Genomic DNA, 18520 nt, shown 5'->3' with positions numbered 1-18520 from the left:
GAACGATTATGCCAATTCGCTCTTATGTATTTCACTTGTAAAATGAAATTGAATATCTGGATTATTGCTAATTTCAGTATCCAAAAACCATTGACTTTGTGCAAGATATACAGGCAATCCATCTTTATCTTCTCCAGAATTTGCTTGTTTGAATCGTAAAAATTCTTCTAATTTTTTGTTGTCTTTAGAAGTTAGCCAACATGCTTTAAAGAATGGTAAAGTTCTAAACTCTACAGATGCACCATATTCATGCAAAAGGCGATATTGAATTACTTCAAATTGTAATTCACCTACACAACCAATTATTTTCTTATTTCCCCCAAATTGCGTAAATAATTGCGCCACACCTTCATCAGTCAATTGATTTACACCTTTTTCCATTTGTTTTGTTTTCATTGGATCTTTATTGACCAACTCTTTGAATATTTCTGGAGAAAAGGACGGAATTCCAGTATAGTAAAAATCTTCCCCTTCTGTAAGGGTATCTCCTATTTTGAAATTACCCGTATCAAATAAACCAACGACATCGCCAGGATATGCATTTTCTACAATATCCTTACTACGAGCTAAGAAAGTATAAGGTGTACTAAAACGAAGATTTTTATCCAAACGAACGTGATGATAATACTTATTTCTTTCAAATACACCACTACAAATTCTCAAAAATGCAATTCTATCTCTATGTTTTGGATCCAAATTAGCATGGATTTTAAATACAAATCCACTTAATTTTTCTTCATTTGGAAATACTTCACGAGCTGTTGTTTCGCGTGGTAATGGTCCAGGCGCAATCTCGATAAATGTATCCAACATCTCATTTATCCCAAAATTATTTATCGCACTACCAAAAAATACAGGAGCGATGTCTCCATCTAAATATGCCTTTTCATCCAAATCGCCATAAACACCATCAATCAATTCTACATCTTCTCGCAAAATATTGGCATCAGCCTCTCCTACTTTTTGTTCTAAAGTGTGGTCACTCAAGTTTTCAATTTCAACTAAATCCTCATCATCCGCTTTGGTATTTGCAGCAAATAAGCGCAAACTTTTATTACGCAAATTATACACACCTTTGAAATCCTTACCACTATTAATTGGCCAAGTCATTGGATGCAAATTCAATTTCAACTCTGCTTCTATTTCTTCCAATAAATCGAAACGATTTTTACCATCTCGGTCCATTTTATTGATAAAAACGATTACGGGCGTCTTACGCATGCGACAAACTTCCACCAATCTACGTGTCTGGTCTTCTACCCCATTGACGCTATCAATCACCAATACAACACTATCTACAGCGGTTAAGGTTCTGTAAGTATCTTCCGCGAAATCTTTGTGTCCCGGCGTATCTAACAAATTGATTAAGAAATCTTTGTATTCAAATGACATTACAGACGTCGCTACAGAGATACCACGTTGTCTTTCTATTTCCATGAAATCACTTGTCGCACCTTTTTTAATCTTATTGCTTTTTACCGCTCCCGCTGTTTGGATTGCCCCACCAAATAATAAGAATTTTTCGGTTAAGGTCGTTTTACCGGCATCGGGGTGAGAGATAATGGCAAAGGTTTTGCGCTTATTGATTTCTTTGTCGTATTTCATATAATTAATATCGGAACTTCAAATTTTAAAGTTTGCAAAAATAAGCATTTTAGCCGCAAGGATTCAAGAAAAATGCTTGCAATCCTTTCTATTTGAATATTAATTATTTAAAAACATTCAATTATTCCAATTTTATTGTAATATTGTTTTAACCGTTAATAATTTAAATGACATCTGAGATAATTCTGACAATATTTTTAGTATTGTTGAATGGTTTTTTTGTGGCAGCAGAGTTTGCCATTGTTAAAGTGCGTGTGACCCAGCTTTCTGATACCAATTCTAAAGCATCTCCTAAACTTTTATCTGCATCTAAACAAGTCGTTGGTAATTTGGATAATTACCTGGCCGCTACGCAGTTGGGGGTAACCCTTGCCTCTCTTGGTCTTGGATGGGTTGGTGAAGATGTAATGACAGAAATCATTTTGAGAGCCATTCATCTTTTCCATTTCAATTTAAGTATGGAAATAATCCATAAAATTTCCGTACCTATTGCATTCATTTTAATAACCACATTGCATATAGTTTTTGGAGAATTAGCTCCCAAATCTATCGCTATTAGAAAGGCGGTAAATACCACTTTGGTCATTGCCATGCCACTAAAAGCATTCTTTTTCATATTTCGACCATTTATTTGGTTGTTAAATAAAATGGCAAATGGCGTTTTGAGACTTTTGGGAATTAATCCAGCGCAAGAACAAGAATCTCATACAGAAGAAGAGATTAAATTGATCATTTCTGAAAGTGGTGAAAGTGGTGTCATGGAAGATTCTGAAATTGAATTGATTCAAAATGTATTTGATTTTGATGTGCGTCGCGTGCGCGAAATTTTGGTACATCGTAAAGAAATATCCGCTATTGATATCAAGCAACCATTTACCAAAATCATTGATTATGTGACCCAAGAAGGGTATTCTCGTTATCCAGTTTATGAAGATGATTTGAATAATGTGATTGGGATTTTATACGTAAAAGATATGTTGCAATCGCTTCATCTGAACAAAAGTGAAGATGTTCGCAAAATGTTGCGCCCGGCTTTTTACATACCGGATAGTATGAAAATCAAAGACTTATTAAAAACTTTCCAAAAAGATCATAATCAAATGGCCATCGTAACCGATGAATATGGTGACATTGCGGGCATCGTTACGATGGAGGATATTTTGGAAGAATTGGTAGGGGATATTCAAGATGAACACGATGCGGAATTGCCTATTGTGGAGAAACAAGCAGACGGTACTTTCAGTGTTTTGGCACATCAATCCATTGACGACATCAACGAATTTTTACCATTAGCTTTACCTACAGACGATCATTATAGTACATTATCAGGCCTCATAACATATCATCATGGTTCTGTCCCTGTTGAAGGTGAAAGATTAGAATTAGAAGGTTATGAAATGATCATTTTAAAAATGTACAGAAGTTCTGTCGAACGGGTTTTATTAAAATTATTAGAACCTTTAGAAGAGAAAGAAAAAGAAGAAAATTAATTTCTTCTTTTTCTTTTTTTATAACTATCCAAAATATCTTGTTGCGTTGGTAGAACTGTCGGATCGGGGTTTTTCTTTATATAAATAGTTGTTGTTTGCGTCATGATAGGTTGGTTTAACAAAAAAACTTTGATTACAACCGAATCCTTTTTATAATCCGTCGGAATGATCAAGTTATTCTGCTCCCACCTACCTCCACTCGAACTATAAGATATCAAAGTCGTATCCAATGGAAACCAATGCCCATCAGCTTGCAATCCATCAACATTGATATAATTTTGAACTCCTTTTTTCAAACTATCGGTGTACAAATGAAATGCAATATCTTTAAACTCTTTTACTTGCCCATCACTATATTTGGAAAGGAAAAAAGCGAACAAAAGCGTTGCTACATATTTATTTAAGAGGCATTTAAACATAATATTTATATAAGTCAACTATATTTGTAGACTTTTAATTATACAGATAACACGAAATAAATCATTTTTTAAAAATTTAGATACACATGAAGGCTTTTTTAGGAATATTTCTACTTTTAATAGGTTTTTCATTGCAATCCAATGCGTATGATTTAACTCCGGGCAAATGGCATGCCGCTATTCATAGAGAAGATGGAAAAAATATTGTATTTACATTAGCCATTTCCAAAGTTAAAAACCAAACGACGTTTTCTTTTATCAATGGAAAAGAGTCCTTAAAAACGACCGATATTCAATCCAAAGGCGATTCTCTAATTGTGCATATGCCCGTATTTGAATCCTTTTTTCGACTAAAGATTATCAATAAAGATAGTTTGCAAGGCGATTGGGTTCGTAATGGTATTTCCGCTGAAACAAAGATCCCATTTACGGCAACGGCCAAGATTTCCAAAAGATTTCCTTATACCACGACTACGAATGCTGTAAATGCGAGTGGAAAATGGGCTTTGAATTTTTCTAATGATGACAATAAACCAAGTCCCGCGATTGGTGTATTCCAAGAGAAAAATCATATTGTAACAGGATCCATATTAACGCCTACTGGTGATTATCGCTTTTTAGAAGGAGTAACAAGTGGTGATTCCATTTTGCTTTCTACATTTGATGGTGTCCATGCGCTTGTTTTCGCAGGTAAGATTAATATTAAAGATTCAACAATTTCGGGTAATATGATAAGTGGAGCCAAAGGGTTGACTGCATTTACGGGAAAAAAAGATTTGAATCCACAATTACCAAATACTTCTGAAATGTATGTAAAGGATGGAGAATCTGGAAAATTGAATTTTACATTTAAAGATTTGAATGGCAAAGAAGTGTCTATCAACGATCCAAAATTTAAAAATAAGGTGGTTATCATTGACTTAATGGGAAGTTGGTGTCCCAATTGTATGGATGAAACGGCTTTTTTAAGTGATTTTTATAAAAAAAATAAAGCTCGTGGAGTGGAAGTTATAGGATTGGCGTACGAATACACAACAGACTATGAAAGATCAGTGAAAAGTTTGACCAAATTCCAAAAGAAGTTTGATGTACAATATCCGATGTTGATCACTGGCGTGAGTGTTGCGGATCCAAAACGTACAGAAAAAACCTTACCCGAATTAACTGATATAAAAATGTTTCCTAGTACGATCATTTTGGATAAAACAGGCAAAGTTGCTTTTATTGATACTGGATTTGAAGGGCCTGGGACTGGCGAATACTACACAAAATTTGTAAAAGAATTTGATGAAAAAATTGATAAACTCTTGAAATAAAATGGGGCGCACAGAAGTTTGGCTAAGAAACGAAAAAATAGAAAATTTAGATCCTATTTTACAACCAGCTGCTAATGCTTTGCTGGAAGCAAAAGAAGAATTATCTATTTATTTAAATGATTTTCCTGAATCTAAACTATGGACAAAACCAGCAGGTTGCGCTTCCATTGGTTTTCATTTAAAACATATTTCGGGCTTTCTTGACAGATTATTGACGTATGCAGATGGAAAGATGCTCGATGAGAATCAATTGGACTATTTGTCAAAGGAAGAATTTATAGAAGATATACAATTAGACAAACTACTTTCTAATACAATAAACAGTATTGAAAATACAGTTGAGCATTATAAATCTTACCCAATTTCCACCTTTACCGAATCAAGGTATGTTGGCAGAAATAAAATACCCACAACTACAATCGGTTTATTATTTCACGCGGCGGAACATACAATGAGACACATTGGTCAAATATTGGTAACTTCTAAAATATTAAAAGACAAAGATTTATCCATTTAATTCTTACTTTTATCTATTCAAATACATTAACAATTTTAAATGTAACATCTTTGAGTTACAGATTACAATTCTGAAACATATCCTTTTAAAATGGTAAAAAAAATCATTCTATCGGCTTTAATTGCCTTCGGTATTAGCAAAAGCTATAGTCAAAACAATGTAGAATTTGGATTAAGTGGCAGCTATATCAATTCTACTATTTCGAGTTCTTCATCTAACACTACATCTGGTAGTACAAACTATTCTAGCAAATCAGGCTTTGGATTTGGTGCTTTTTTCAATTTACCATTTGATAAAAATTGGTCGATCCAACCATCTTTGAATTATCAAAGACTAGGATCAAATATCACTGGTTATTTTTTTAATACCAGCTACAACGTTAATGTAAATTTTACCGCATCTTATTTCACGATTCCAGTATTGGCTCGCTATACTTTCACACATTCTGATTTCACCTTATTAGCAGGTCCGCAATACGATATATTATTAGATGCCTCAAAAAATATTGGAGGTTCAAGTACGAAAATTAAAGACAATTTTAAATCATCAGGATTTACAGCTGTAGGTGGTGCAGAATATAGATTACCATTCATGAATAAGAAATTTGGCATTGGAGCTAAATATCAATATGGGCTAAGCAACATCGTTAAAGATGAAACAAATAACGGAAATAAATCTATGAAAAATAGATCTATCGTTGCATCCATTTTCTACACGTTTTAAGTTTTTTTTCATACGCACACGTGAAGGCCTGAGCAGAGATGTTTAGGCTTTTTCATTACCATATATTGACAAACTTTAGGTTTATTTTTACTAATAAGAATGTAAATTGTAGAATGAATCTACTCGCACACGCTTATCTTTCCTTTGATCATACGGAAATTTTGATTGGAAATATGATTGGAGATTTCGTAAGAGGAAAACAATATCTGAAATACCCTATTGAAATACAAAAGGGGATTCTTTTACACCGCCAGATTGATAATTTCACTGACACACATCCAATTAATATAGCCACAAAAAAAATTTTCCAACCAAAAGTGCGGCTCTACGCTAGCGCATTTTTGGATATCGCATATGACCATTTTTTGGCGATTCAACCAGGAATATATAGTCCGAGTGAATGGAAAACTCATATACATGGTTGGTACTATTCAATTGGTAATGATGTAAAAGATTTGCCTATTCCATTCCAAAAAATGTTTCATTACATGGAAGCAGAAGATTGGTTATTCAATTACAGATATCCGCAACAAATAGAAGAAAGTTTTGAAGGTCTGGTTCATAGAGCGCAATATTTGCCCAATGAGTTGGACGTTTTTCCCCTATTTGAAAATAATTACGCATATTTACAGCAACAATTTCAAATATTTTTTCCTGAGTTAAAACAATTTGTTCAGGAGTATTTGGATAAAAATATTTCATCTTAAAATTTATTTGTTCCATGTGTGGCATTGCCGGAATCATATCTCCTTATCCACAACTTGTAGTCGAGTCTAGACTACACGACATGGCAAATTCTTTAATACATAGAGGTCCTGAAAGCGAAGGATTTTATCTCAATGATACGCATCAAATCGGATTCGCTCATCGAAGATTGGCCATCATTGAAAAAAATAGTCAAGGAAACCAGCCATTTCAATATTTGCATTATACACTAGTCTTTAATGGGGAAATTTATAACTATAAGGAACTCAAAATTGAACTTGGAAAGGTTGGTTATCACTTCCAAACAAGCTCGGATACGGAAGTCATACCAGCAGCTTACGACTATTGGAAGATTAAATTTCTAGATCATTTAGATGGAATGTTTGCATTGGCATTGTACGATGCAAATGAAGAAAATATTATAGTTGCAAGAGATCGATTTGGAGAAAAACCACTGTATTACTATGCAGACTATAAAGAACGTGGCAGATTCGAAAAATTTCTATTCGCATCAGAAATGAAAGCGCTTTGGGCTGCCGAAGTTCCCAAAAGCTTAGATGGAACGATGATGCTAAATTATCTTTCGCTAGGATACGTACAAAACCCGCACAAAAAAATGGCGACTTTTTATTCCAATATTTTGAGTTTGCCTCCAGGACATTATTTGAAAATTTTTCCTAAAGAAGGTCGTGTGCAAATGCGTAATTGGTATCGTTTGAAATACGAAGCCCCTGATTTGGAAATTTCCGAAAAAGACGCCATCGAAAAGTTTCAATTACTTTTAAATAATTCAGTCGAAAAAAGATTACGTAGTGATGTTACTCTCGGTGCTAGCCTGAGTGGCGGCATTGATAGTGCAAGTATTGTCAGTTTAATGCAAAAAAATGGAGCAAAAGATTTCAAAACATTTACCGCAATATTTCCAGGATTTTCAAATGATGAATCAAAAAAAAGCAAAGAGATCTCCAATCATTTGCAATTAAGTAACTATACAGTCACACCAACTGCTCCAGACATATATAGTGAACTGCAACATCTTTGCTATCATCAAGAAGAACCTTTTCAAAGTGCAAGCATATTCACGCAATACAAAGTGTATCAAAGAGCGCAGCAAGAGCAAGTAACCGTACTATTAGATGGTCAAGGTGCCGATGAAATTTTGGGTGGTTATTCGAAATATATTCAATGGTTTTTACAATATCTATTTAGAACAGATAAAAAACTATTCAAAAAAGAAAAGCCTTTATTTGTAGATAATTATGCTTCATTCCAATGGACATGGAGCAACTATGCAGCAGCACAATTCCCCAATTTAGTCGCAAAAAAATTGACAAATCGTACTATAAAATCTCAAAATTCGCTTCCATTTAATCAGGAATTCATAGCACATTACCAAAGTACGGATATACTAGAAAAGCCCAACATTTTTCGTCCAGAAGATTTAATGTACTATAATATTGCTAGGATGGGATTGGAAGAGCTTTTACGTTATGCCGATCGAAATTCCATGGCATGGTCACGAGAAGTAAGATTACCTTATTTGCAACACGAATTGGTGGAATTTTTATTTACCCTTCCCTCCCATCTTAAATTTCAAAATGGATTTACAAAAAGTATTTTAAGAAAATCAGTCGATAATATTTTACCCGAAAATATAGTATGGCAAAAGGGCAAAATCGGTTACGAACCTCCACAAAAGCAATGGATACAATCTGATCCGATGCAAGGATTACTATTCGCAGCAAAAGAAAAATTAGTACAAGAAAAAATATTTCAACCCAAAATTTTACAAACGCATTTACCATCCGCAGATGCACATAGTACGAATAATTTGGATTGGAAAATTTTAAATAGTTCCTTTTTCATTTAAGTTTAAATATTCTTAATTCTACAAATTCAATAGGATATTCTTTTTACATTCGTTACTTTTGGCACTTCAAATTGTAGAATATGTCAGAGAATACACACGGAATAGGTACACTTTATATACATGCAGGCACTGAGCCCGATCCAGCGACTGGCGCGATTATGACGCCGATCTATCAAACATCCACTTACGCGCAACCTGCGCCAGGTGTGAATAAAGGATATGAATATTCAAGATCGGGAAATCCTACACGTGCCGCACTAGAAAAGGCATTGGCAGAGATAGAATATGGCAACTATGGATTAGCATTTGCAAGCGGTTTGGCTGCGGAGGATGCAATTATTAGATTGCTTTCTCCAGGAGATGAAGTCATTGCAGCCAATGATATGTATGGGGGCACTTATAGACTTTTCACTAAAGTTTTTGCGAAATATGGTATAGTATTTCATTTTGTAGATTTCCAAAATTTGGAAAATATTGAAAATGCAATTACGGACAAAACAAAATTGATTTGGTCTGAAACGCCAACAAATCCTCTTTTGAATATTACGGATATTGAAAAAGTGGCGGCTATTGCCAACAAACACAATATTCTACTTTGTGTAGATAATACATTTGCATCACCTTATTTACAAAATCCACTCAAGCTAGGAGCTGATATCGTTGTACATTCTGCGACAAAATATTTGGGCGGCCACAGTGATGTAGTATTGGGTGCTGTAGTTGTCAACGATAAGGAATTGAATGATAAAATTCAATTTTATCAAAATGCTAGCGGCGGTGTTCCAGGTCCTCAAGATTGTTTTTTAGTTTTACGTGGTATCAAAACTTTGCATTTACGCATGCAAAGACATTGTGAAAATGGGGAAAAAATTGCGCATTTCTTACGCCAACATCCCAAAGTTTCCAAAGTGCATTGGTGTGGCTTTGAAGACCATAGCGGATATGAAATTGCTAAAAAACAAATGCGTGGATTTGGTGGCATGGTAAGTTTTGAATTGAAAAATGATAGTTGGGAAGAGGTAAAACGAGTGCTTAGTTCAACTAAATTAATCACACTAGCGGAAAGTTTGGGTGGTGTGGAATCCTTGATGAATCATCCTGCGACAATGACGCATGCCTCTATTCCAAGAGAAGAACGTATCAAAAATGGCTTGAACGATGGATTGATTAGATTAAGTATCGGTATTGAGGATGCGGAAGATTTGATCAAAGATTTGGATCAAGCAATCAACGGATAGATTTCTATATTTAATATTTTAATAAAGGTTCACTTGAAAAAGTCGAACCTTTATTTTTTGTTTATATTTAAAAAAATTACGATTTGAAAAAGTATTTTTGGCATAATGGAACGCACTCATACACTAAATTGTTACTATGTTTATTAATAGGAGCCATCGGCATGTTTATACCAATTCCTGCATTTTCGGAAATGCAGCATATTTTATTTAGTTGGGATATATTTTGCTTCATTTATTTAAGTCTGTATTGGATTAGTTTTTACAAAACTCCCACAAGTCAAATTAAAAAAGAAGCGAAAAAAGAAGATAATAGTCGGACTATATTATTTACGCTAGTGATGATCATTGTATTTGTAAGTCTGCTGGGCGTTTTTATGTTGATTATCAGTACTAACGTGCCACATCAATCGAAATATATTCCCATTAGTCTAACGTTATTTACCTTATTACTTTCTTGGAATATGTTGCACACGGTATATACAGTGCGCTATGCGCATTTATACTATGACAATGAGCAAAATCTTCCTGATTGCGGTTTGCAGTTTCCAGGCGATGAGAAGCAACCTGATTTTTTAGATTTTGCTTACTATTCTTTTGTATTAGGAATGACGTTCCAAGTTTCAGATATCAGTATTACAAGCAAAAAAATTAGACGTCTGACCTTATGGCATAGCCTAATCTCTTTTGGTTATAATATGGTTATTATCGCCATTACGATCAATATTATCGCTGGCTTAGGTGGTTAAATAGTTATTTATATTTATCCGAAAACTCATTTTCATCAAATCCAATCGTTACGATTTTTCCATCTTTTTCGATCAAAGGGCGTTTGATTACACTTGTTTTTTCTTGCATTAATTCAATCGCAGCTTTGGCATTCGTTACTTTTTCTTTTGTTGTATCGTCTAACATACGCCAAGTCGAACCTTTTTTATTTACTAAAGTTTCCCATGAAGATTGACTAATCCAATCTTTTAATTTTGCTGCAGTAATTCCACTTTTTTTATAGTCATGAAATTCAAACGGGATATTATTTTCCGCCAACCAAGTAGTTGCTTTTTTGACTGTATTGCAATTTTTGATGCCGTATAGAGTGTACATTTTTATTCAAATTTTAACTAAAAAATAAAGGGCAATTAACTGAATAATTGCCCCAAATATAATGTAAATGAAAAGTTTAATCGACTTTGAATGTGATCAATTCAGCACCCCAAAGCAAACTTACCTTGCCATCTTTAGAAATCGTATAAATTAATTTTTCAGATGGAGCGATTGGTTCTTCTTGCTCAACGGTTACTTGCAAAGCATCTTGATCTTTATTTTTTTCATAATTAGTCCCCCAAGTATTCCAAACTTTATTAAAAATCAAAGTCCACTCAACACCATGTTTTAAAACATAAAAGGCATATTTACCCGCTGGTAATGCTTGACCATTGATAGTAACATCTTTGTCTACTTCAAATATGGTAGCTTCATTTGCTCCTGCACGCCATACCGTATCTTCCTTTGGCTCTACATCGACACCTGGAGTACGCCCTTTTAAGGACGGTTGACTATAATCGATTGTTATTTTAGTACCATTAGCCAACTCACGACTCACAACGGCAGGAGGACTTGGTCTTTTAGACTTATCTTCTCTTGGCTTTTCAGTGCTAGTGGATTTTTTAGACTTCTTTTTTTGTGCATTTACATTATTAGAAATCATAAGCGTACCCAAACAAATAGCGGCCGCCGCAATGATTTTAGAAGTTGACAAGAAACGTTTATTTTTTTGCATATTGGTTATTTTTATATTTGAATTTGAATTAAGCAATTATTAGACCAATTGTCTTTTATACATCTGCACCGTATTTTCCAAACCTAAATACAACGCATCGCTTATCAATGCATGTCCGATAGAAACCTCATCCAACCAGGGAATATTTTGGTAAAAAAATGCCAAATTATTTAAGTCAAGATCATGACCAGCATTTAAACCCAAACCTACCTCTTTGGCTTTTTGCGCAGCGGCTACATATTTTCGGATGGAATTGGCTTTATTTTCCAGAAAATCCTTCGCGAATCCTTCCGTATATAATTCCACTCGATCCGTTCCGGTTTCCTTGGCGCCAATGATCATTTCCTCCACAGGATCGACGAAAAGACTTACCCGAATTCCTGATTTTTGAAATAAAGCAACCATTTCTTTCAAATAATCTTTATGTTTAATCGTATCCCAGCCATGATTGCTAGTCAATTGATCATCGGCATCAGGTACCAAAGTCACTTGATCAGGTCGCACTTCCAAAACCAAATCAATAAATTTTTGTACTTGACTATTGCCCTCGATATTGAACTCCGTCGTAATTATTTCCTTTATTTGACGCGCATCTTCGTAACGAATATGTCTTTCATCGGGTCTTGGATGCACCGTGATGCCGTCTGCTCCAAATTTTTGAATGTTAATCGCCGCTTGCAAAACATCAGGTTGACTACCTCCGCGAGAATTTCGCAACGTCGCTATTTTATTTATATTTACACTTAACTTAGTCATCGAATCAAATCCTGTTTATTGGAACACAAATATAATTAGGATCAACCTATAAACACTTTGATATAAGATCAAACTACATTATTTAATTACATTGTCTTTAATTTGCATTATGATACAGAAGCTATTGGGAACTTATAGTGGGGAAAATCAACATCAAAAATTGTATTTGGAAGTCAGCAAAGAACAATTTGCTTGCTGGACAGTAGATGAACATGATGGTAAATTTCAAAATTTTGAATTATTCCAATTTAAAAATGCGGAGGATTTTACTATTGAGTTTAAAAATTTATTGGCTCAATCTCAATTTTTGCAAAAATATGATGCTAATAAAAAAGTAATTGTTATTTGGGATAATGAAAATGCACAACTCATTCCAGCAGAATTTGCGCTGGAAGATCAAGCATGGGTACAAAATCTAGTTACTCCATTTGATGCCAATCTTCGTCAAATGTCAGCGACAACGGATGATTATTCTATCAATTTTGAAATGGATAAGAGCGCATTAGACACACTATCCACACATTTTAAGGAAATAAAGCACAGACACAAATTTGATTGCATTTCCAAAGTTTTGAGTAAAAGTGTGGCTAAATCTGGTCTGAATTTTCACCTATTATATTTTACCGAACATTGTATTTTATCCGCAGTAAAAGATGGAAAACTTCAATTCATTAAAAGAATTCAATATCAATCGCCTTTGGATCCCGTGTATTTTATTTTGAATGCATGCGAACAATTCGATACAAAAATTGAAGATGCACAAGTAAATGTTGCAGGTTTAATCACTTACGAATCACCTTTGTATCAATCTTTGATTAAATATGTTCCCAAAATTGATGTAGAAGAAGTGACAAAAAACATCTTTGATGCGGCACAATTCACAGAACAACCAGAACATTATTACGTACCATTTTTAAAATATTCAATATGAGAATTATATCCGGAAAATTTGGTGGCAGAAGAATAAATCCACCGGTAAAAATGCCTCATACTCGTCCGACAACCGATATCGCAAAAGAAGGTCTTTTCAATATATTACAAAACAGAATTGATTTTGAAGACATTAAAACTCTTGATTTATTTGGAGGCACTGGTTGTATTAGTTACGAACTAGCGTCCAGAGGTGCTGGAAAACAAATTATAGTGGAAAAAGATCCTCAGATGCACAATTTCATTGAAACAAACTTGAAAACATTGGGCGTTACCAATGCGATTGTATTGCGTCAAGAAGTGTTTCAATTTTTGGATGGATGTCGAGATTCATTCGATTTCATATTTGCAGGTCCTCCTTATGCATTAGGAACAATTGATGAGATTCCCAAAATTATAGTGGGAAATAACTTAATTGCAGAAGATGGTTATTTTGTATTGGAACATACACCACGTAATAACTATGAAGATTACCCAGGATTTAGTTTCTCTAGAAACTATGGTACGACTATATTTTCATTTTTCGAAAGAGTGGAGAAATAGAAATGCTAAAGACTGCGATACGTAAGGAATACAAAGGTTTAAGAGCACAATTATCTCATAGTGATATTTTGAAAAAAACAGATCTCCTGTTAATTCAATTTCAAAAATTAGGTTTCGAAAATATTCACACGATTCTCTCCTATCAACCGATATCACAGCAAAACGAAATAGATGTAGAAAATCTAGTTCGTTATTTGCAAATGCAATTTCCAGAGTTAAATGTCTGTTATCCGAAAAGCAATTTTTCGGATAACAGTATGGAAGCGATTTTGGAAGAAGAGGAATCCGAATTTCAGTTAAATGATTATTTCATACCCGAAATTACAACAGGAAAAATAATTGCACCGGAGGAGATTGATTTGATATTTGTTCCACTATTAGCCTTTGATACAGAAGGCTTCAGAGTCGGTTATGGCAAAGGTTTTTACGATCGTTTTATTCAAAAATGTCGAGAAGATGTTTTAAAAATTGGCGTAAGTTTTTTTGCGCCAGTTGATCAAATAGATGATAGAAATTCAAATGATATACCTTTGGATTTTTGTATAACTCCAGAAGATATTTATGCGTTTCAATAAATTAAAATATGTATTATTTCCCATTTCATTTCTATATGGAATCGTAATTCATATTCGTAATTTTCTTTTTGACAAACAAATATTACATTCTAGTTCCTTCAAGGTTCCCACAATTTGTATCGGCAATGTCGCAGTTGGTGGCACGGGAAAAACCCCGATGGCGGAATTTATCATTCGTCATTTAAAAGATGATTATAAAATCATTCTATTAAGTCGAGGCTATAAAAGATTAACAAAGGGATTTATAGTTGCAAATAGCAATAGTACCGCAGAAGATATTGGCGACGAGCCACTACAGATCTACAAAAAATTTCCAGATATAAAAGTTATAGTTTGCGAAAAAAGAGCGGAGGCACTCGCTATAATTGAGCAAGAAGCCGATAGCAAAACGCTCGTTATTTTGGATGATGCATTTCAACATCGAGCAGTAACAACAGATCAAAATATTGTCTTAACAGATTATAGTCATATCTACTACAAAGATTTTTTCTTACCGGTTGGTTCACTTAGAGATCAGCGCTCTTCCATGAGACGGGCTACGCAAATTATAGTCACTAAATGTCCCGAAAATCTATCCAAAAAAGAAAGACAAACTATACTAAAAAATATAAATTATGATCCCAATATTCCCGTTCATTTTTCTACAATGCAATATGGAAAAATCTATAATGCATTTACCCAAAATCTTTATGTACCTGAAAAAAAAGACACTATAATTGCTTTGACAGGTATCGCCAGACCTCAACCATTTATCCAATATTTACATCAATATTCAGATAATATACAAACGGAAATTTTCCCAGATCATCATGCATTTACGGAAAAAGATATTCAAAGTTTAATTGATAAATATCTTGCCCTTAGAAAAAATAGTAATACTTTTATTGTGACAACAGAAAAAGATGCTGTTCGCTTAGAAAAATACAAGTCAATCTTTCAAAAAAGTCACGTTGATTTTTTCATTTTACCATTGGAAAACTCAATACTTTTCCAAGAAGAAAATCAATTAATCGGGACCATAACCAAGCACTTGAATAACAATCAATGAGTAAGAGTAATAATAAAAAACATAAAGGATCAAAATATTTCGGAAATAGTCAAAGACGAGCGCACAATGCGCCACAGCGTAATACTCCTACCCTTTCATCGCACAAAGGATCTTTGCAGATCACTCGCTCCGGAATGGGTTTTGTCATTTTGGATAAATCAGAAGAAGGTGGTGACGTTTTAGTCCGTCCACAAGATTTTAATACGGCGATGAACGGCGACAAAGTTATTGTCGATATCAAAAAACAAAACCAACAAACTGGAAAACGCGAAGGAAAAATTGCTCGCGTATTGCAAAGAAAACAATCAGAATTTATAGGAACTATCGAGATTTCTCCCAAATTTGCCTTTTTCATTCCTGATGGAAATAAAGGCTTACCTGATTTCTACGTTCCGCTAAGTAGCATAAAAGATGCGAAACATCAAGATAAAGTGATCGTCAAATTGGTCAAATGGCCAGAAAATGAAAAGAAACCAATTGGCGAAGTTATTTCTGTCATTAGCCAAGAAGACTTGAACGATATTGCGATGAAATCTTTGTTGATGGAAAATGGTTTTCCGGTACAATTCGATGACGAAGTTTTGGCGGAAGCAAACAAATTTTCAGATAAAATCACCACGGCCGAACTTAAAAAGCGAAAAGATTTTAGAAAAGTAACCACATTTACCATTGACCCAAATGACTCCAAAGATTTTGATGATGCCATTTCCTTCAAAAAATTACGTGGCGGTTCATTTGAAATCGGAGTACATATTGCGGATGTCAGTCATTTCGTTCAACCTGGAACCAAATTGGACGAAGAAGCCTACAAAAGAGCGACTTCCGTATATCTTCCAGATCGCGTAGACCCGATGTTGCCAGAGCGTATTTCTAATTTTCTTTGTTCGCTAAGACCGCACGAAGACAAATACACGTTCTCTGCGGTATTCAATATCGATAGCAACGGAAAAATATCCAAAACTTGGATCGGAAGGACAGTCATTCATTCAGATAAAAGATTCACATATGACGACGTACAAGCCATCATTTTAGGCGGTGACGGCGATTTTAAAGATGAAGTTTTAACCATCAATACCATTTCTCAAGCCTTAAGAGCAGAAAGATTTAAACATGGAGCGATTAATTTTTCTTCACAAGAAGTAAGATTCAAATTAGATGAAAAAGGGTTGCCCATCGGTATTGAAGTAAATGAAAGCAATGAATCACATCAATTGATCGAAGAATTAATGCTTTTGGCAAATAAAGCCGTTGCTGAATTGGCACAAAAAACGAAAGTTAAAAAAGAGCCGATCCCATTCCCATATCGTATTCATGATCAACCAGATGAGTTAAAATTGACACCATTTATCGCATTAGCGAAGAAATTTGGTTATCAATTTGACACGTCCAATCCTGAAAAAATTGCACAAAGTTTCAATGCAATGTTGACGTCTTTAGAAGGCAAACCAGAATCTACGATGTTGCAACAACTAGGGATTCGTACTATGGCAAAAGCGGCATATTCGCCTCAAAATATTGGGCACTACGGTTTAGGATTCAAAGATTATTGTCATTTCACCTCCCCTATCAGACGTTATCCCGATGTTATGGTGCATCGTGTAATCGAGGAAATTTTGGAAGGTAAAAAGAATGTCGATGAAAAAATGGAGATCAAATGTAAACATTGTAGTGAGCGTGAACGCGCCTCTCTAGAGTGTGAGCGTGCGGCAAATAAGTACAAGCAGGTAGAATATATGCAACAATTCTTAGGTGAAAAGTTGGAAGGTATTATTAGTGGTGTTTCTGCATTCGGATTTTGGGTGGAGACTTTGGAAGCAAAATGTGAAGGTTTAGTAAGCATTAAAGATTTGGCAAATTTTGATGATTTCAATTTGATCGAGGAAGATTATGCCTTAGTAGGATTGAGAAGCGGTAGAAAATTCCGTATGGGAGATCACGTTTGGATACGTGTTGTTGCGACTAATTTGGAAAAAAGACAAATTGATTTTGAATGGTTACCAAACGCAAATATTCAAACTGAGACGAAGGTGGTTGCTATTGAAAATATTTTACCTAAAGAACATAAAGTTGCTCCTACGATTAACAATGCGACTAAAACAAAACCCAAACCTACATTTGATCCGAAAAAGAAACCCACAATTAAAACAGAGTCTAAAAAATTAGTATCTGACAATACAGCAAAAGCAACAAGCCTTCCCAAAAAGCCAGTACAAAAAGTCTCTGTTAAAAATATACCGATTGAAAAAGCCGTCACAAAAGCAGTTGAAAAATCAACAGTAGCAAATAAAACTGAAAAGAAAAAGGCGCCAACTAAAATTAGCAAGGAAAAGAAAACGCCAATTATTGATACTGTATCTGCTTCTACTTCAAAGAAAACGATAATTAAAAGCAAAAAGAGTTCTGAAAATAAAGAGATTATTGCCCCCGCATCCAAAGAGGCATTAGCCCAAAAATCAGTTACTAAAGCTCCAATTAAGAAAGCTAAAATTGAACAGACAACGAAAAAAGTGGTAAAATCTTTACCCATCAATTCGAAAAAAGTTGTCAAAAAAGCAACGCCAGAAAAAGAAAAAGCGATTACAAAAGCGGTCAAAATAAAAGAAACAAAATCTACTCCGCAAACAAAAAAAGCGGAGAAGCAAAAAAGCGCCGATAAAAAAGTAGTGGCAAAAGCGCCAGCTCCTAAAAAAGAAGCAAGCAAAAAAACTCCTACTACTACTAAAAAATTAAGTTCAACAGCGGCTCCAATTGCAAAAGTGTTAAAAACAAAAGAAACAAAATCTACTTCGCAAATAAAAATAGCAGAAAAGAAAACAAGCCCTGCTAAAAAAGTAGTAGACAAAACAAATAAAAAAATTGCAACGCCAAAAACGGAGGTTGCAAGCAATAAAACGAATAAAACCGTAAAAACAAAAGCAGGAAAAAAGATATAAAATAGTGTATAAATATTACAATCAACGCTTTAGATTATTCGATTGTGTACATCTTTCTATTTCAATGAAAATTAT

18 protein-coding genes are annotated in these 18520 nt (G+C 34.4%); 13 read left to right on the top strand and 5 right to left on the bottom strand.

The genetic code is table 11. The features are described 5' to 3' along the window. Positions 1 to 6 precede the first annotated feature (6 nt). Positions 7 to 1605, bottom strand: coding sequence for a peptide chain release factor 3 (locus tag E0W69_RS01960; RefSeq protein ID WP_131328354.1), 1599 nt, complete (start codon positions 1603 to 1605; stop codon positions 7 to 9). A gap of 167 nt (positions 1606 to 1772) precedes the next feature. Here E0W69_RS01960 and E0W69_RS01955 point away from each other — a divergent pair, with 167 nt between their 5' ends. Further along, complete coding sequence (locus E0W69_RS01955) at positions 1773 to 3095, top strand: hemolysin family protein (protein ID WP_131328353.1); 1323 nt, start codon at positions 1773 to 1775, stop codon at positions 3093 to 3095. On the opposite strand, the gene E0W69_RS01950 is transcribed toward E0W69_RS01955, so the two are convergent. Further along, entirely contained in the window at positions 3092 to 3514 is a 423-nt protein-coding gene (locus E0W69_RS01950) for a hypothetical protein (RefSeq protein ID WP_131328352.1), read from the bottom strand. The two genes, E0W69_RS01955 and E0W69_RS01950, sit on opposite strands and share 4 nt — an antisense overlap. Before the next feature lie 86 nt (positions 3515 to 3600). On the opposite strand from E0W69_RS01950, the gene E0W69_RS01945 reads away from it, so the two are divergent. From E0W69_RS01945 to E0W69_RS01915, 7 genes are all read left to right on the top strand, one after another. After that, complete coding sequence (locus E0W69_RS01945) at positions 3601 to 4830, top strand: peroxiredoxin family protein (RefSeq protein ID WP_131328351.1); 1230 nt, start codon at positions 3601 to 3603, stop codon at positions 4828 to 4830. Position 4831: 1 nt separating this feature from the next. Further along, the gene (locus E0W69_RS01940) at positions 4832 to 5347 is read left to right on the top strand and encodes a DinB family protein (RefSeq protein ID WP_131328350.1); all 516 of its coding nucleotides are present in this window, start codon (positions 4832 to 4834) and stop codon (positions 5345 to 5347) included. Positions 5348 to 5437: 90 nt separating this feature from the next. Then, complete coding sequence (locus E0W69_RS01935) at positions 5438 to 6070, top strand: porin family protein (protein ID WP_131328349.1); 633 nt, start codon at positions 5438 to 5440, stop codon at positions 6068 to 6070. A gap of 113 nt (positions 6071 to 6183) precedes the next feature. Beyond that, positions 6184 to 6777 (top strand): acyl carrier protein phosphodiesterase, encoded by a 594-nt coding sequence (locus E0W69_RS01930; protein WP_131328348.1) that lies wholly within the window; start codon positions 6184 to 6186, stop codon positions 6775 to 6777. A 14-nt stretch (positions 6778 to 6791) separates the two neighbouring features. After that, complete coding sequence (gene asnB, locus E0W69_RS01925) at positions 6792 to 8645, top strand: asparagine synthase (glutamine-hydrolyzing) (protein ID WP_131328347.1); 1854 nt, start codon at positions 6792 to 6794, stop codon at positions 8643 to 8645. An 80-nt stretch (positions 8646 to 8725) separates the two neighbouring features. After that, positions 8726 to 9883, top strand: coding sequence for a cystathionine gamma-synthase (locus tag E0W69_RS01920; RefSeq protein ID WP_131328346.1), 1158 nt, complete (start codon positions 8726 to 8728; stop codon positions 9881 to 9883). A gap of 83 nt (positions 9884 to 9966) precedes the next feature. After that, positions 9967 to 10629: a DUF1345 domain-containing protein gene (locus E0W69_RS01915; protein ID WP_131328345.1), complete on the top strand. Its 663-nt coding sequence runs from the start codon at positions 9967 to 9969 to the stop codon at positions 10627 to 10629. A 4-nt stretch (positions 10630 to 10633) separates the two neighbouring features. Here E0W69_RS01915 and E0W69_RS01910 read toward each other — a convergent pair whose 3' ends face one another. From E0W69_RS01910 to E0W69_RS01900, 3 genes are all read right to left on the bottom strand, one after another. Further along, on the bottom strand, positions 10634 to 10984 hold the full coding sequence (locus E0W69_RS01910) for an ArsC family reductase (protein WP_131328344.1): 351 nt from the start codon (positions 10982 to 10984) through the stop codon (positions 10634 to 10636). Positions 10985 to 11060: 76 nt separating this feature from the next. After that, positions 11061 to 11660, bottom strand: a complete 600-nt coding sequence (locus tag E0W69_RS01905; protein WP_225321362.1) for a DUF2911 domain-containing protein — start codon at positions 11658 to 11660, stop codon at positions 11061 to 11063. A 39-nt stretch (positions 11661 to 11699) separates the two neighbouring features. Next, complete coding sequence (locus E0W69_RS01900) at positions 11700 to 12416, bottom strand: pyridoxine 5'-phosphate synthase (protein ID WP_131328343.1); 717 nt, start codon at positions 12414 to 12416, stop codon at positions 11700 to 11702. Positions 12417 to 12525: 109 nt separating this feature from the next. Between E0W69_RS01900 and E0W69_RS01895 the strand changes: the two genes are divergently transcribed. From E0W69_RS01895 to rnr, 5 genes are read left to right on the top strand one after another with little or no spacing between them, the layout of a single operon-like run. Further along, positions 12526 to 13347, top strand: coding sequence for a DUF3822 family protein (locus tag E0W69_RS01895; RefSeq protein ID WP_131328342.1), 822 nt, complete (start codon positions 12526 to 12528; stop codon positions 13345 to 13347). Continuing rightward, positions 13344 to 13889 (top strand): RsmD family RNA methyltransferase, encoded by a 546-nt coding sequence (locus E0W69_RS01890; RefSeq protein ID WP_131328341.1) that lies wholly within the window; start codon positions 13344 to 13346, stop codon positions 13887 to 13889. The genes E0W69_RS01895 and E0W69_RS01890 overlap by 4 nt, the downstream gene beginning before the upstream one ends. Before the next feature lie 2 nt (positions 13890 to 13891). Then, positions 13892 to 14464, top strand: a complete 573-nt coding sequence (locus E0W69_RS01885) for a 5-formyltetrahydrofolate cyclo-ligase (RefSeq protein WP_131328340.1) — start codon at positions 13892 to 13894, stop codon at positions 14462 to 14464. Continuing rightward, positions 14451 to 15512, top strand: coding sequence for a tetraacyldisaccharide 4'-kinase (gene lpxK, locus E0W69_RS01880; RefSeq protein ID WP_131328339.1), 1062 nt, complete (start codon positions 14451 to 14453; stop codon positions 15510 to 15512). Before E0W69_RS01885 ends, lpxK begins: the two co-directional genes overlap by 14 nt. Continuing rightward, positions 15509 to 18445, top strand: a complete 2937-nt coding sequence (rnr, locus tag E0W69_RS01875; protein ID WP_131328338.1) for a ribonuclease R — start codon at positions 15509 to 15511, stop codon at positions 18443 to 18445. Before lpxK ends, rnr begins: the two co-directional genes overlap by 4 nt. Positions 18446 to 18520 lie beyond the last annotated feature (75 nt).

The sequence above is a fragment of the Rhizosphaericola mali genome, assembly GCF_004337365.2.
Lineage (GTDB): Bacteria > Bacteroidota > Bacteroidia > Chitinophagales > Chitinophagaceae > Rhizosphaericola > Rhizosphaericola mali.
The sequence above is the reverse complement of the archived record's forward strand: the minus strand, read 5'-3'. Positions and strand labels throughout refer to the sequence as shown.

What these genes read in the sequence shown, in the direction of transcription:
- E0W69_RS01960 (WP_131328354.1), bottom strand. Translation starts at nt 1,605, where the DNA reads ATGAAATACGACAAAGAAATCAATAAGCGCAAAACCTTTGCCATTATC.
- E0W69_RS01955 (WP_131328353.1), top strand. Translation starts at nt 1,773, where the DNA reads ATGACATCTGAGATAATTCTGACAATATTTTTAGTATTGTTGAATGGT.
- E0W69_RS01950 (WP_131328352.1), bottom strand. Translation starts at nt 3,514, where the DNA reads ATGTTTAAATGCCTCTTAAATAAATATGTAGCAACGCTTTTGTTCGCT.
- E0W69_RS01945 (WP_131328351.1), top strand. Translation starts at nt 3,601, where the DNA reads ATGAAGGCTTTTTTAGGAATATTTCTACTTTTAATAGGTTTTTCATTG.
- E0W69_RS01940 (WP_131328350.1), top strand. Translation starts at nt 4,832, where the DNA reads ATGGGGCGCACAGAAGTTTGGCTAAGAAACGAAAAAATAGAAAATTTA.
- E0W69_RS01935 (WP_131328349.1), top strand. Translation starts at nt 5,438, where the DNA reads ATGGTAAAAAAAATCATTCTATCGGCTTTAATTGCCTTCGGTATTAGC.
- E0W69_RS01930 (WP_131328348.1), top strand. Translation starts at nt 6,184, where the DNA reads ATGAATCTACTCGCACACGCTTATCTTTCCTTTGATCATACGGAAATT.
- asnB (WP_131328347.1), top strand. Translation starts at nt 6,792, where the DNA reads ATGTGTGGCATTGCCGGAATCATATCTCCTTATCCACAACTTGTAGTC.
- E0W69_RS01920 (WP_131328346.1), top strand. Translation starts at nt 8,726, where the DNA reads ATGTCAGAGAATACACACGGAATAGGTACACTTTATATACATGCAGGC.
- E0W69_RS01910 (WP_131328344.1), bottom strand. Translation starts at nt 10,984, where the DNA reads ATGTACACTCTATACGGCATCAAAAATTGCAATACAGTCAAAAAAGCA.
- E0W69_RS01905 (WP_225321362.1), bottom strand. Translation starts at nt 11,660, where the DNA reads ATGCAAAAAAATAAACGTTTCTTGTCAACTTCTAAAATCATTGCGGCG.
- E0W69_RS01900 (WP_131328343.1), bottom strand. Translation starts at nt 12,416, where the DNA reads ATGACTAAGTTAAGTGTAAATATAAATAAAATAGCGACGTTGCGAAAT.
- E0W69_RS01895 (WP_131328342.1), top strand. Translation starts at nt 12,526, where the DNA reads ATGATACAGAAGCTATTGGGAACTTATAGTGGGGAAAATCAACATCAA.
- E0W69_RS01890 (WP_131328341.1), top strand. Translation starts at nt 13,344, where the DNA reads ATGAGAATTATATCCGGAAAATTTGGTGGCAGAAGAATAAATCCACCG.
- E0W69_RS01885 (WP_131328340.1), top strand. Translation starts at nt 13,892, where the DNA reads ATGCTAAAGACTGCGATACGTAAGGAATACAAAGGTTTAAGAGCACAA.
- lpxK (WP_131328339.1), top strand. Translation starts at nt 14,451, where the DNA reads ATGCGTTTCAATAAATTAAAATATGTATTATTTCCCATTTCATTTCTA.
- rnr (WP_131328338.1), top strand. Translation starts at nt 15,509, where the DNA reads ATGAGTAAGAGTAATAATAAAAAACATAAAGGATCAAAATATTTCGGA.